The organism is Sphingobium chungangianum, from assembly GCF_977014255.1.
In genome coordinates this window covers 1,752,842-1,766,964 of the sequence record NZ_CDRNIV010000006.1, presented here as the reverse complement: position 1 = coordinate 1,766,964, position 14,123 = coordinate 1,752,842, and the positions used below count along the sequence as shown (strand labels likewise).

At 59.9% G+C, this 14,123-nt stretch carries 9 protein-coding genes; 5 read left to right on the top strand and 4 right to left on the bottom strand.

What is annotated here, in order from left to right:
* Positions 1-7: 7 nt before the first annotated feature.
* From ACWNC0_RS15770 to ACWNC0_RS15760, 3 genes are all read right to left on the bottom strand, one after another.
* Complete coding sequence (locus ACWNC0_RS15770; protein ID WP_449472940.1) at positions 8-1,498, bottom strand: aldehyde dehydrogenase family protein; 1,491 nt, start codon at positions 1,496-1,498, stop codon at positions 8-10.
* Positions 1,495-3,117, bottom strand: coding sequence for a GMC family oxidoreductase (locus ACWNC0_RS15765; protein WP_449472938.1), 1,623 nt, complete (start codon positions 3,115-3,117; stop codon positions 1,495-1,497). The genes ACWNC0_RS15770 and ACWNC0_RS15765 overlap by 4 nt, the downstream gene beginning before the upstream one ends.
* 107 nt (positions 3,118-3,224) lie before the next feature.
* Positions 3,225-4,136: an SMP-30/gluconolactonase/LRE family protein gene (locus ACWNC0_RS15760; RefSeq protein ID WP_449472937.1), complete on the bottom strand. Its 912-nt coding sequence runs from the start codon at positions 4,134-4,136 to the stop codon at positions 3,225-3,227.
* A 337-nt stretch (positions 4,137-4,473) separates the two neighbouring features.
* On the opposite strand from ACWNC0_RS15760, the gene ACWNC0_RS15755 reads away from it, so the two are divergent.
* The 5 genes from ACWNC0_RS15755 (at position 4,474) to ACWNC0_RS15735 (ending at position 13,736) form a co-directional block, all read left to right on the top strand.
* Positions 4,474-6,849: a TonB-dependent receptor gene (locus ACWNC0_RS15755; RefSeq protein ID WP_449472935.1), complete on the top strand. Its 2,376-nt coding sequence runs from the start codon at positions 4,474-4,476 to the stop codon at positions 6,847-6,849.
* A 110-nt stretch (positions 6,850-6,959) separates the two neighbouring features.
* A complete protein-coding gene (locus tag ACWNC0_RS15750; RefSeq protein ID WP_449472934.1) occupies positions 6,960-8,354 on the top strand; it encodes a phosphotransferase in 1,395 nt (464 codons plus the stop codon).
* A gap of 382 nt (positions 8,355-8,736) precedes the next feature.
* Positions 8,737-11,169, top strand: coding sequence for a TonB-dependent receptor (locus ACWNC0_RS15745; RefSeq protein ID WP_449472933.1), 2,433 nt, complete (start codon positions 8,737-8,739; stop codon positions 11,167-11,169).
* A 278-nt stretch (positions 11,170-11,447) separates the two neighbouring features.
* Positions 11,448-12,758: a spinster family MFS transporter gene (locus tag ACWNC0_RS15740; protein WP_449472932.1), complete on the top strand. Its 1,311-nt coding sequence runs from the start codon at positions 11,448-11,450 to the stop codon at positions 12,756-12,758.
* Between the two features lie 90 nt (positions 12,759-12,848).
* A complete protein-coding gene (locus tag ACWNC0_RS15735) occupies positions 12,849-13,736 on the top strand; it encodes a helix-turn-helix domain-containing protein (protein ID WP_449472929.1) in 888 nt (295 codons plus the stop codon).
* 14 nt (positions 13,737-13,750) lie between these two features.
* Here ACWNC0_RS15735 and ACWNC0_RS15730 read toward each other — a convergent pair whose 3' ends face one another.
* Positions 13,751-14,089 (bottom strand): nuclear transport factor 2 family protein, encoded by a 339-nt coding sequence (locus ACWNC0_RS15730; RefSeq protein ID WP_449472927.1) that lies wholly within the window; start codon positions 14,087-14,089, stop codon positions 13,751-13,753.
* Between the last annotated feature and the right edge of the window lie 34 nt (positions 14,090-14,123).

Genomic DNA, 14,123 nt, shown 5'->3' with positions numbered 1-14,123 from the left:
AGTGGCTCTATCCGCCGATGGGATAGAAGACCGACTTCTGATTTTGATACTCATGCAGCCAGTCCGGGCCATATTCCCTTCCGATGCCGGAGCGCTTGTAGCCGCCGATCGGTGCATAGGTCATGCGCCCCGTCCCGCCATTGAGCATGACGCTGCCCGCGCGGATCTGCATCGCCATATCATAGCCCTTGGCGGCGTCGGCGGTCTCGATACCGCCGTTCAGGCCATAGCGGGAATCGTTGGCGATGCGGATCGCCTCTTCGTCCGTATCGAAACCGATGACGCAGCCGACGGGACCGAACACCTCTTCCTGGGCAATGGTCATGCTATTGTCGACATCGTCAAAAATCGTGATGTCCGTGAAGAAGCCCTTGTCGAGGCCCGCCGGACGCCCACCGCCATGCACGATCCGCGCCCCTTCGTCGCGGCCAATGGCGATCAGCCTTTCGACCTTTTGGCGTTGGGATTCGCGGATCAGCGGCCCCATCGCCACCCCGGGATCGGCGGGGTCGCCGATCCTGAACTGGCTGGCGATGGCGCAGGCTGTTTCGACAAACGCCTTCCTGATGCTGTTATGGACGACGAGGCGCGTGAGCAGGGCGCAACCCTGGCCCGCATTGACCGAGAGCACCGCGACCGCCATGCCTGCGGCGCGGGCGACGTCGGCATCCTCACGGACGATCAGCGCCGACTTGCCACCCAGCTCAAGGTGCACGCGCTTCAATGTGGGGGCGGCTTGCGCCATGATCGCGGCGCCCACGCCTTCGGAACCCGTGAAGGTGACGAGATCGACGCGCGGATCGCTGGTCAGGCTCATCCCCACCTCCGGCCCACCAGTCACGATGTTCAGCACCCCTTTTGGCAGAGCGATCTCTTCGGCGATCTCCCCGAACAACAGCGCGGAAAAGGGCGTGAAGGGCGACGGCTTCAGCACCATCGTATTGCCGGCGAGCAATGCTGGCACGATCTTCGCCAAATTGATCAGGAAAGGGAAATTATAGCCTGTGATGGCGGCAACGACGCCCACCGGCTCGCGCACCACGGTGGTGCCGCCTATTTTCTTCGGCCCGTCGGGGTTCAAGGGATCGGGGGTGATGTCGATGGGCAGGCGGACGCTGTCGTCGCGCGTCGAATGTTCGACGGCGGCCAGCAGATGGTCAAGCGGATTGGCGACCTGCATCCCCTGCGTGATGCCCTGCGAACAGCCGACTTCCGCGACGATCAGCGCTGCGATCTGCTGCCTGCGAGCATTTAGCGCGGCATGCATCCGGCGCAGGTACGTCGCTCGTTCGGACATGGCTAAGCGCGGCCAGGGGCCCGTATCGAATGCATCGCGTGCCGCCGCAATCGCGGCCTGAACAGCGGCGGCATTGCCCACCGGCGCGTGGCCGATGACCGCTTCGGTGGCGGGATTGATGATGGGGTCGCGCTCGTCCCCGCCGTTGACCCATGAGCCATCGATATAAAGCTTGTCGAATGTGGTGAACGGCACGGTCATATGGCGGGGTCCTGATTGGGCCGCAGGATCATGTCCGCGGCGTTGAGCGCGATGGCCATGGCCGGCGCATTGGTATTGCCCGACACGATCGTCGGCATGATGGAAGTATCGACGACCCGCAGACCCGTGACGCCGCGAACGCGAAGTTGCGGATCGACGACAGAGGCTTCATCCGCGCCCATGCGGCATGTCCCGCAAATATGGAAAGACGTGCCGCCAAGGGCCATGGCGTTGGCAAGAATGTCTTCGTCCGCCTCTATGCCGACGGTCTTGCCTGTTTCCTCGATGATCCAGTCCTTGAGCGCGGGCTGTTGCGCTAGCCGGCGGAGCCACCGAAACAAGGCGACGAAATGGCTCCGGTCCGCGTCGGTGGCCAGATGATTGGCGTTGATGACTGGCGCAACATCCGGATCGGCCGAGCTTATCCTGATATGGCCCTGGCTGTCTGGCCGCATATAATAGGCGATGACGGTCATCCCGGGATAGGGGTCCAGCGCCACCGCCCCCTTGTCGTCCGTGTGAAATGAATAGAGTCCCATACCGACCTGCGCGTCCGGCCTGTCGAGCGCGGCATCGGTCTTTACGAAGCCGCCCACTTCATGTGCCGCATGAGTCAGTGGACCTTCTGACCGGAAGGCATAGCGCAAAGCCGACATGACGAGGCCCAGGCCGGACAGCTTCTGATTCAGGCTGTTCCCGCGAACCCTGTAATTGAAGCCCAAATAGCGATGTTCGCGAAGGTTAGCGCCGACGGCGGGAGCATCAGCGACAATCGGGATGTCCAGCGATTCGAGCAGGGCGCGGGGCCCGACGCCCGACAATTGCAGCAGCTTGGGGCTCTGCACAGCGCCGGCGGAAAGAATGATCTCCCGCCGCGCCGCGACCTCATGCACGCCATCCTTACCGCGCAGCAGGACGCCGCTAGCCCGCTGCCCGTCGAACAGGATGCGCAGGACGTCGGTCTGGGGCACGACATCCAGGTTCGGGCGTCCGCGCACCGGCCTCAAAAAGGCGCGGGAAGCCGAGAATCGCCTGCCGCGATAGGTGGATGTTGGTTGATAGGCCATGCCGCCCTCAGTCACGGCCGGCATGTCGTTCATATCATCCACCCGTTGCGTCCCGGCCTGCTGGGCGGCGATCAGGAAGGCTTCGCAAAGCGGGTCGCCGGAAGGGTGGACGCTGACCTTGAGCGGCCCGCCAGTACCACGCCATGCCTTGGCACCCAAGGCATGGTCCTCCAGCGTGACAAAATGTTGGCCCATCCTCTGCCAGCCCCAGCCGGTGCAGCCCGCCGCTTCCCAACCGTCGTAATCTGCCGGAGCGCCCCGAACATAGACCATGCCGTTGATCGAACTGGATCCGCCCACCGCGCGGCCTTTCAGCCATATTTCCGGGGGCGCGTTCCCACCGGGCGATACGGCGTAATCCCAGACGTGGGGATTGCCCGGCGCCAGCAGCTTGCCGATGCCGCGCGGCATGGCGATCAATGGACTGCTGTCGTCTGGCCCGGCCTCTACCAGCAGAACCTCGACGGTCGGGTCCGCCGACAAACGATTGGCCAGTACGCAGCCGGACGATCCCGCTCCCACGATGATATAGTCATAGCAATCAGACGGCATATTCGCTCTTTTCTCGGGCATGTCGCAAGGAAACAGCAATGGATGTCCGTCTGACCTGCCAGATGGCAGGGTTACGGGCTGGGTATTACATTTCCAGACGACCGCGATCAGCCGAATGCCAAGGGCAGGCCGGGCACGTCCCAGTGGAAGCATATGACCTGGCCGGAACAGCCCAACGTGACGAACGCCACGCGCCCGTCAGCGCCGCCAAAGCAGATATTGGTGGTCAGGAAGTCGCCGGTTTCAATCTGCTCGGGCGCTCCGCCTTCCGGTGGGAAGATCAGTATCGCGCCCTTGCCCGGCGAGGCGCAGCAGATGCGCCCGGCGCTGTCAACGGCCAGACTATCGAGATAATGACCGGCCCCGGCCCGGCCGACGATGCTGTGCCCGTCCGGGGTGGGCGATGCCGCTTTATCGATCACGCCGGGTGCCGACAACCGATAGCGCAGCAGATGTGCCTCATAGGTGAGCGCCACATAGAGTGTGCGTCCATCGGGTGAGAGGCCGACGCCATTCGCCCCGTCTAAAGGTCCTGCGGCCAGCCGGATCTCCGACCCGTCCGCCTTGGCATAATAAAGCGCGCCGCGCATTCGCGCCGCGCCGCGATCCCTCCCGAAATCGGTAAACCAGAAGCCTCCCTCTTCATCGAAGACAAGATCATTCGGTCCCCAGAAGGGCGTGGATTTGGTGGACTCGTACAAAGTTTCGAAAACGCCGCTGACGGGATCGACGACCTGGATCATCCCAGGTGGCGTGTCGAGAGGCGCTTCGACCGGCAGAAGTCCGCCATCCGGCAGGGTCACTTTGCCGAAGCCGCCATTGTTACAGACATAGATGCGTCCGTCAGGACCGATCGCCGCGCCATTGGGACCGCCGCCCAGATCGGCCACTGTGGTGCGCGTGCCGTCCGACGTGAGGCGAGACAGGCGGCCGCCGAGCACCTCCACCAATATCAGGCCGCCATCCGCCAGCGCGATCGGCCCCTCGGGCATCAGCAGTCCGCTTGCGAAACAGGTCATCTCGTCCTCTCCCATGGACCAACGATGTCTGAGGATCGTGCGCCACCCTCCTATCTGCTGAATATTGGCATGATCAGACGTTGGACCCACCTTTCGACAGGTAATTGAGAGGGCTAACTGGCGTCATATTCGCCGCGCACCCGATCCAGGAGGAAAATGCCGAGGGGATAGCAACGTGGCTCGCACGCAGGGGGTCGCCTGGAATGCGCCGTCGGCGGCAGGAGCTGACCGGCGGCATCCGGCCAAGCCCATGTTGCCATCCTACAGAGGCGAAAGGCCGGCAATAGACCGGCTCTCAATCAGAACGGTCACGCTTTGGCCATCAGGGAGAAGAAGAATGAACGGAATACGGGGTTTCATATTGCCATTGGGCCTGTTGCTAACGACATCTGAGGCGGCATTGGCGCAGTCGGCCACCGCCGCGCCGCAGGAGGATGCTAGCAGTGACATCGTGGTGACCGCACGGCGGACCGCCGAGAATATTCAGGAAACGCCAGTTTCCGTGGTGGCTTTTGGGGCAGATTCGCTGCGGCAGGCCAATATTCGGGATACACAGGATCTGTTGATCAAGACGCCAGGAGTTTTTCTCGCCGGGTCGGGCGGGCGCGAAAACACCAACTTCTCCATTCGGGGCCAGTCCAAGGCGCTGGCCGGCAACAGCGCGCCGGGCGTCATCAGCTATTTCGCCGAAGTGCCTTCCCCCACCACAGGTTCCAGCATCCCGACCTACGACCTGTCCTCGGTTCAGGTCCTCAAGGGACCGCAGGGGACGCTGTTCGGCCGTAACACGACCGGCGGCGCAATCCTCTATTATCCGACTGCACCCGACTACAAGCTAGAGGGGTATGCTAAGGCGTCCTACGGCAATTACGACGCCAGGCTGCTGGAAGCCGCAGTCAACCTACCGGTGATATCAGATAGGCTGGCCATTCGGATTGCCGGTCAGATCCAGAAGCGCGACGGCTGGACGAAGAATATCGGTATCGGCGGCGACCCCGATGATCTGAACTCGCATGCGATCCGCGCCTCGATCTTGTTCGAGCCGAGTGCCGCATTCCGCAACACGGCCATTGTGGACTATTATCATAATGACGCCGTCGGCGGCGCGTCCGTGCTGACCGATGTGCTGCCCGGACCCAACGGGCTGACGGCGACGGGCACGGCCAATGCGGCGATGGCGCAGTTGGCGTTGCAGCGGGCACGCGGTCCGCGCGTGATCAATTCAGACGTCGACGCGTTCGAGAGGGTCAAGCGTTTCGGTATCACCAACCGGACCGAATTTGACCTGTCCGACGATATCACTTTCCTCAATATCTTCGGCTATCGACGCACCAAGATTGACTATTATTCCAGTGTCGACGGATTGCCGACACTGATCGCCGACGGCAGCGGCGCGATCCCCGCTGGACTTCCAGTGACGATCGTCGGCGGCCGTCAGACATCGGATGTTCGGCAGATCAGTGACGAAGTGCAGTTGAAGGGGTCGGCACTTGGTAACCGCCTCGACTGGCTGGTCGGCGCCTTCTACCTTGACAGCAAACCGCTCGGGCCGTCGGGCACCTATATTCCTGTCTTCATCCTGCCCGGTATTACCGACGCGCGCTTCAACTACAGTTTCTACAATGAAAAGAGCCGGGCGCTGTTTGGCAATGTCAATTATGAGATCACCGACGGGCTGCGCGTCAACCTGGGTGTTCGCCACACCTGGGACAAGATCGAGGCCTGCGTCGGCGGCGGCCTTAATAACCAGCCCATCGTTTCGCCCGAAGAATGCGCGGACGGGGCAGCAACTATCCGCAATTCTGGCGTCAACAAGACCTCGTCCAGGGCGCTGACTTGGCAACTGGGCGTCGACTGGAAGGCGTCGGATGCGATCTTCCTCTATGCGGTCACGCGCCGGGGCTATCGCGCGGGCGGGATCAACAGTCCGACGCTGGCCGGCAGGCTGGCGCCGTTCCAGTCTTTCGCCCCGGAAAAGGTGACGGATGTGGAGGTCGGTATCCGCTCCGACTTTGCTATGGGTGACGTCAAGTTGCAGTTTAACGCGTCGCCATTTGTCGGCTGGTATAATAATGTGCAGGTGCCGATTTCGGGCCTCAATACGCAGGCGAGTTGCAGCACGACAGTAGCCGGCGGCACGAACCCGCCAAGATCACCGGACGGCGATTGCGACGCCAGCAACGATCCGAGCGGCGGGACGCTACTCGTCAATGCCGGCAAGACCCGTGTTGCGGGCATTGACCTTTCGACCCGGATTCAGCCGACTGCGACATTGTCATTCGACGCGGGCGCGACCTTCCTCGATCTCAAGTCGCGGTCGCTGACAGTGCCTGTAGCGCTGCAACCCTATCTCGCCGCGCTCGAGGTGCCGTTCAATCTGGTCGCGAAGACAACTGTGACCGCCGGCCTGCGCTGGACGCTCCCCGTACCACGCTCGCTTGGGGAAACCGTGGTCAGCATGGACTATTACCATTCTAGTAAGGTCCGCTCCTCCGATCAGGTTCTGCCCGCCTATGATCTGGTCAACGGACGGCTGGACCTGAACGGCGTAGGCGGCAGCAATGCCGATATCAGCTTTTTCGTGCGTAACCTGTTTGATAAGAAATATCTGGCGTCGAGCAATGTAGGATCGGCTGCGCTGGGGATATTCAGCGGCTTTTATGGCGCCCCGCGTACCTATGGCGTCGAGGTTCGCTATCGGTTTGGCGACTGACGACAGGAGCTGATGACGGTGCGTCACCCGTCCTGACCGCGATGGCAGGCCAAGAAGCGGATGACGCACCGACCAGCATAGACAAAGCAGGATTATGGGGAGGGCCGCCGATGGCGCAGACCGAAGCTGATCAGGATCAAGCCGAAAGCCGCGAACAGCTTAGCCGATGGCTGGAGGATGTGCTGGGCTGTTCTAAGGTCGTGCTGGAAAAGCAACGGCGCTGGCGTCCGGTATGGCGCGCCAGTGCGCAGCAGAATGGTGTGAAGCGCGACTTTCTGCTCAAGGGCGATCGGACCTGGCCAACCCATCCGTATCCGCTCGATTATGAAATGCGCATGCAGCGCGCGCTCCATGAAAATGGCGTGCCCATTCCCGCCATATTGGGCATGTGCGACCAGCCCAACACCATTGTGATGGAATGGATAGAAGGGGGGCGGGACCCTGGTCTGGTTCAGCAGGCGATCGAAAGCGCGTCGGTCATGACCGAAGATCGATGGGCCGCCTCCCTCCGCTATATGGAGATTTTGGCGGACATACATCGTCTTCCAAATCGTCCCTTCGTTGAAGAGGGAGCCTATTTGCCGCAGGGGCCGCGCGAGATTGCGCTCCACAATTTCGAACGCTTTCATGCCATGACGGCCGAGCAGGGCATCACCGATCCGCTGCTGGAATTTTGCGCGCGGTGGCTGCGCCGCAACTATCCCCGACATCGGGAATCCATCTCCTTCGTTACGGGCGATTGCGGGCAATTCCTTTCGCAGGGCGCCCAGGTCACCGGCATATTGGATGTGGAAATCGGTCATCTAGGCGATCCGATGCGCGATCTCGCCTGCTTCCGGGGGCGCCATCCGATCGAGAATATGGGCGACGTTGCCGCATTGTTCCGTCACTACGAACGCGCAATCGGTGTGCCCCTCGATTATGATGCAATCGCTTATCACACTGTCTCTTTCCTGGCTGAGGCGATTTATGGTCCTCTGTTTGGGCTTTACGAAACGGGACGCGGCGGCGACTGGGTTGAAGCTGCGGTGCAAGTGTCGATGATTGGGCGACGCTGCATGGAGGCGCTTGCCGAGATATTGGGCGTGACGCTCGATGACGTCGCGCTGCCACCGCCTGCCGGCGTCGATCAGAACGATCTGGCGCTTCAGAAATTGCAGGCGGAGATCGAACGCTTGCCGGAAAGCGGTTCGTTACAGGGTTGGCAACGCAATATCCTTGCCTCCATACCGCACTATCTCCAGGATCAGTTGCGATATCGCGACTGGTTGCGGGACGAGGATCGCAAGGATATTGAGGCTCTGCTGGGTGCAGCCCATGCCGATCCGGCCGAAGGCGAGACGGCATTGATGCGCTTCATCGAAAACAGCGCGCCTGCCGACGACGTTCCCCTCACGCGTTTCTTTCATCGGAGGATGCTGCGCCAGTGTCTGGTGATCGCAGGTCCTGACGCGAATGACGATCATCTGGTTCTGGTTCCCATGGAGCCGTTGCGGCGAGATTAGGCTGCTATGCCGCCGGTATGAATTACCGGTCCCTCCACCATCCTGGAATGGGAGGCTCCAGGCCAGCTACCTATCCAATGGTATGTGCGTCATCTCGAACTGCAAAATACAGTGCCATGTCGGCGAGTTCTGGTGCCGGCAGAATAAGAAGGGGTTTCACCGAGCAGCCACTATCGCGCCGTCTGCGGAGACAGGAAGCGCCTCCGCTTCGGATGCAAAGCATCTACCTGCTGGCACATTTTTCGATCGTACGGCGGCACGGTGGGCGTAATATACATGAAGAATAAGAATAATTAATATTGATAATATTTCGCAAAATGAAACAACATAATGAAGTATCATAAATCGCGAATTCAAACTTGTTACCACTGGAGGGGATGAAATGGGTAAGATATACCGAGCGATTCTTATGGCCACCGCTGCTTGGGGTTCATGCGGCATTGCCGCAGCCCAGACAGCGCAACCTGCCGAGCAGAGTTCCAGTGGTGACGACAATAGCGCGGTGCGTGACATCATCGTGACGGCTCGCCGCACTTCGGAAAACCTTCAAACTGTCCCCGTGGCCGTTACTGCGCTCGACCCAACAGCCCTGCTTGAACGCCAGATTGTCGAGGTCGCGGACGTGGGCCGTGCTGCACCGGGTTTATCGGTCCAGTCCGGCGGTACTGGCAACGCGTCGCTGATTTATCTGGCGATCCGGGGTAACGCTCAGAATAGTCCCAATTCATTTTCCGATCCTGCGGTGGGCATCTATGTCGACGGCGTTTATTATGGGCGACCGATTGCCGGCAATTTGGGTCTCCTCGACCTTGCCTCTGTCGAAGTCCTGCGCGGAACCCAAGGGACATTGTTCGGACGCAACACCACAGGTGGCGCCCTGAACATGACGACCGTTCAACCGAACGGCACCTTCGGAGGCTATGTTACGGCCCGTATCGGCAATTATGAAAGCTGGTCGATCGAATCCGCACTGACTTTGCCTATCGCCGGTGATGAATTGTCGCTACGCTTGGCAGGACGTTATGGTGAGCGGGGTAGGGGCTTTGGCCCGAACCCGATACGAGGTGTGGATGCGGCGCGGATCGATCATGACATCGCGACTCGCGCCACGCTGAACTGGGAACCATCCTCGATCCCTGTCACCGTTTCTTTGTCTGCCGATTGGGCCGACATCAAGGATACCTATAACAATGTAGCCTTGCGTGGTATAAATCCGGCTGGTCCCGGTTTGGCTCTCTATTCCAATCAATTCGACCTAGCCAGCTTCCTGCAAGATGAAAGCCGTTTTTACACGACTTATAACAATCCTAATACAGGTAATCCCAATATAGATACGCCGTTTAATTATAACAAGACATGGGGCCTGCGTGCGACGGTAGAATATGATCTTGGTGACTTCAAAATAAAATCCATAACAGCCTACCGAGAGGCTGAAACCGGAGACGGCACCGATCTGGACGGTACACCAGCCAAGATTGCGTCCTATGCCAGCGACTATTCCCAGAAGCAGCGTAGCGAGGAGCTTCAATTCTCAGGTGCGCTGGGGGAACTGGAATTCATCCTGGGAGCCTTTTACTTCAAGGAAACGGGCGACGAACAATCCCAGTCTCTCGTGTTTCAGGACACGGATTTTGGATTCAACCTTGCGCCCGCCAACACCAATCTCGCCACCTATAAATCAGAGTCAAAGGCGCTATTTGCGCAAGCCAATTATAACCTGACCGAACGACTGCGTGTGACAGGCGGATTTCGCTATACTTGGGACAAGCGCTCCATCAATCGCATGGGCTATATTGGCGGGATACCAGGCTTTTCCGGCTCTTTCGTATCGAACGGCCGACTGATCACGCTTCCCCCCACGGGTCTGTGCGCCGTTGGTGCCAATGCAAATCTGGTTCCTCCCGGGCCCAACTGTACGGACCCTGTGACCGCCAAATTCGATTATCCCGCGTGGCTTATCAGTATTGATTATCAACTGGGGGAGGGCAAATTCGTCTATGCCAAGACAGGAGGCGCCGCCTTGGCCGGCGGTCTCAACTCGCGTCCGACTCCGCCCGACGCCAGTTCCTTTGCACCGGAAAAGGTTAAGGATGCCGAGATCGGATTCAAGGGTGACTTTTTCGACAGGCATTTGCGGACCAATCTCGCGGCGTTCTATATCTGGCGGAACGGTGCGCAGAATATCGTCAATGCTTTGGTCGGCGGCAATCTGACGCAGTTTGTCCAGAACGCGGGCGATGTCAAAGCATATGGCGTCGAGTTCGAAGGCACGCTCATCCCTTGGCAGGGCATGGAGGTCAGCGGTGCCCTAGCTTATCTGAAGGCGAAATATGCCGCGGGATCATTTACTGCGGCGGGCCTTGGAGGTACCGTTGATCGGAGTGGCGAGGTGGTTCCGCGAGCGCCAAGATGGACCTGGAATATCGGCGCGACGCAGCGTATTCCGCTCAAGGGTGGCGAAATCGCCTTGCACGCCGACTATGCTTATACCTCGGCAGTCTATCAGGATTACGCCACCGCTGATTTGACGGCGCCAGGGCTTAACGACGGCATCAACGATGCCGCAGAGCGTGCAGCTGCGGTCAACTTCGTCAATCGGCAGAACAGTTTTAGCCGGCTCAAGGCCTATGGTGTGCTAAATGGAAGTATCGGTTTCAAGATCGACGGCGGCATGGAGTTCACCTTGTGGGGGCGTAACTTGACGCAGGAGAAATATTACAACGCCATCTTCAATGGCTATGGCACCTTCGGCACTGCGATCGGCTTTACCGCGGCACCACGCACATGGGGTGCAACAGCGTCTTACCGTTTCTGACATACGCGCTTCGGCATCAGTGGGGCGGGCCATGCCCGCCCCACAAGCAATATTCGGTGACCGCTTGGCTCCGACCTTCTCGGTGATGCGGGACGAGTATTTTTGAGGTGAATATGTCCTCTACCCGATATCTGTCCTGCTTGCGATGGTCTTGGCGTCGGCATTCAACGCCGCCCTGACATAATAACCAGTCAGCTGACACAAATGATCTGGGACGCGTGATGCACAATTCTTCATCCGTGGATATCGCTCAAGGATCGGCACTTCATGATGTGCCTATGCCACCCCCTAAGGCATCGCTTCTTTCCTGGACAATTGTCGCGCTGTTTCTCCTGAACTGTCTCAATTATATCGACCGCCTGCTCTTTTCCGTCGCGCAAGAAATGATCAAAGTCGATCTTCACCTCAGCGATTTTCAACTGGGCCTGATCGGCGGACCGGCATTCGCCATACTTTACACGCTTTTCAGTTTCCCGATCGCCCGAGCGGCTGACCGCGGTCAACGGGTCGGGATCATTGCTGTTTCGCTGATGCTGTGGAGCGCCATGACCGCGTTTTGTGGAATAGCGACTAATTTCCTCCAGATGCTTGTCGGGAGAGCAGCCGTCAGCATTGGGGAAGCGGGATGTACGCCGGCGTCCCATTCCCTGATTTCCGATGCATTCCCCGCGCGGCGCCGGACGACTGTTATTGCCATTTTCGGCGTGGCCGGCCCGTTCGGAGCCATTGTTGCTGCAGTAGCCGGTGGCGCGCTTATCGCCGCCTACGGTTGGCGCACGGCTTTTCTTGTATGCGGAGTGTTCGGCATAGCCCTGGCCTTGCTGTTTCGGGCCACAGTGCCGGAACCGCAGCGGAGCCAGCCCCCGCCCACCCACCCGGCGTCTTTCCTCGATACGATCCGCCAGCTGCTCGTCCGGCGCAGCTTTGCCCTGGTCGCGGCTGCAGGGGGCATCGCCGGGATCGGCAGCTACTCCAACCAGCAATATATGGTGTCCTTCCTCATGCGCGGGCACGGCCTTTCCCTGGCTAGCGCATCACTGCTGATGGGATTGGTGATCGGAGGTGTGGGCATTGTCTTCACGCTTCTGGGCGGACCGTTGATGGATGTGGGGAGGCGGCGCTATCCACGGATCAAAGGGTGGCTGCCGTCTGTCGGCTTGCTTTGGTGCGGGTCGCTGTATGCGGTCGCCTTTCAGCTGCCGACGGTGGCGCCCGCCCTTGCGTTGATGGTGCTCGCCTCGATGGGGCAGCATTTCTACATGCCCGCCATGTATGCGCACGGACAGGATGTCGCACCGCCACCTATGCGAGCGATGGCGTCTGCGATCATCATCGCCACAAGCTCTTTCTTGGGATACGGGCTGGGTCCGCCGCTGATCGGGCTCGTCAGCGATATATTGGGAGAAGCCGCTCGGGTATCTGCGGGCCTGAGCCTAGCCGAATGTGTGAAGCGGTCGGTCGAGGCCTGTGAAGCCGCGAGCGCGCAGGGATTGCGCATGTCGCTCAGCTTCGGATCCTGCTTCTTTATCCTTGCCGCCGGTTTGTTCGCACTGGCGAGCCGATGGATGATAATCGATGAGCGATCATGAGCCCTGACTTGCCATCCTCGATCAACTGGCAAATAATGGACTGGCCCTTCCAGGTCGGACAAGACTCGACCGATGAAGAGGAGGTCGAGGATGCAGAATGCAATCGGCGCTGATATGCCACTGTGTGCACCGCACACAGCTTCGCATTTCCATGTCGAACGGCAACTCCATGCCAACGGTATTTTCGCGGACATCCGGCACTTCGGATGGACCCAGAGCAGCCGATCCGTTTTTCAGCCCAACGCCTATTATCTCGATTTTTCCATCGGTCCACGCTGTCCCAATTCGCGCTTCTTCAGTAGCGAGCGGCAGCTTGCAGATCCGCCGGGTGACGTCGTATTCCTACCCAAGGGCGGCGCTTTTGCGGCTGTGAGCGAACCGGGCGAACACAGCCTGCTGTGCCTGACCTTTGAAAATGAAAGGGCGATGCAGCTGTTCGAGGATGATAGTCTAGCCGATCTGACGCCCTGCCATGACGTCCAGATTGGGCGGGTGCGTCAGGGGCTTGCGCGCCTACTGGAAGAGTTGCGCAACCCCGATTTCGGGCAGGACATAGTGCTGGAGAGCATGGCCCTGTTGCTGGTCGTCGAATTGTGCCGGCATTTCCGGCGGGCTTCGGAGGATGACCGCAGCGGCTATGGACAAATGCCGGGCTGGCGGTTGCGCCGGGTCAAGGACAGGATCGAAGCCGAACTGTCAGACGATCTGTCGGTCGCGGACCTTGCGGCGGAAATTCGCACCAGTCCCCGGCACCTGATCCGGACGTTCAAAGCGACCACCGGCACGACCCTGTCGGACTATATCGCCGGCCGCAGGATCGCCCATGCGCAGCAACAGCTTGCGCGGGACGATGTGCTGATCAAGGTGATTGCCGGCAATTGCGGTTTCCAGAGCGCCGCCGCCTTTTCCGCCGCTTTCCGCAAGGCCACCGGCATGACCCCGCGCGAATATCGGGAAGAACGCGGCTCCGGCAGATAGGCTATCCCCGCCGTTCAGCCCGTCAACATCGTCCCGGTCAATCTGGCGATCCTCCAGGGCCCGTCGATTCTGCTCAGCGCGCCCTGATAATTGGCGAACATGATGGCGCGGCCGCCATTGCTCCAGTTGGTCACGAGGCCGGAGGCGCCGACATAGGCTATATCATTGGACGGGCCTGCATCGATCATGATGTCGGTGATCTGGTGACGCCATTTGCCGCCGCTCTTTTCCGCGAGGATCGCTGGCATTCCGACCAATTGCCCCGCACCCTGCAGGGTCATCTGGCCGACAATCTCGAAGCAGCCATCCTTCGCGAATAAGTCCACCCATTCGGTTGCCCTGCCGCTATCCACATTTGGCGATAGCGCGCGAACAGATCGTAAATGT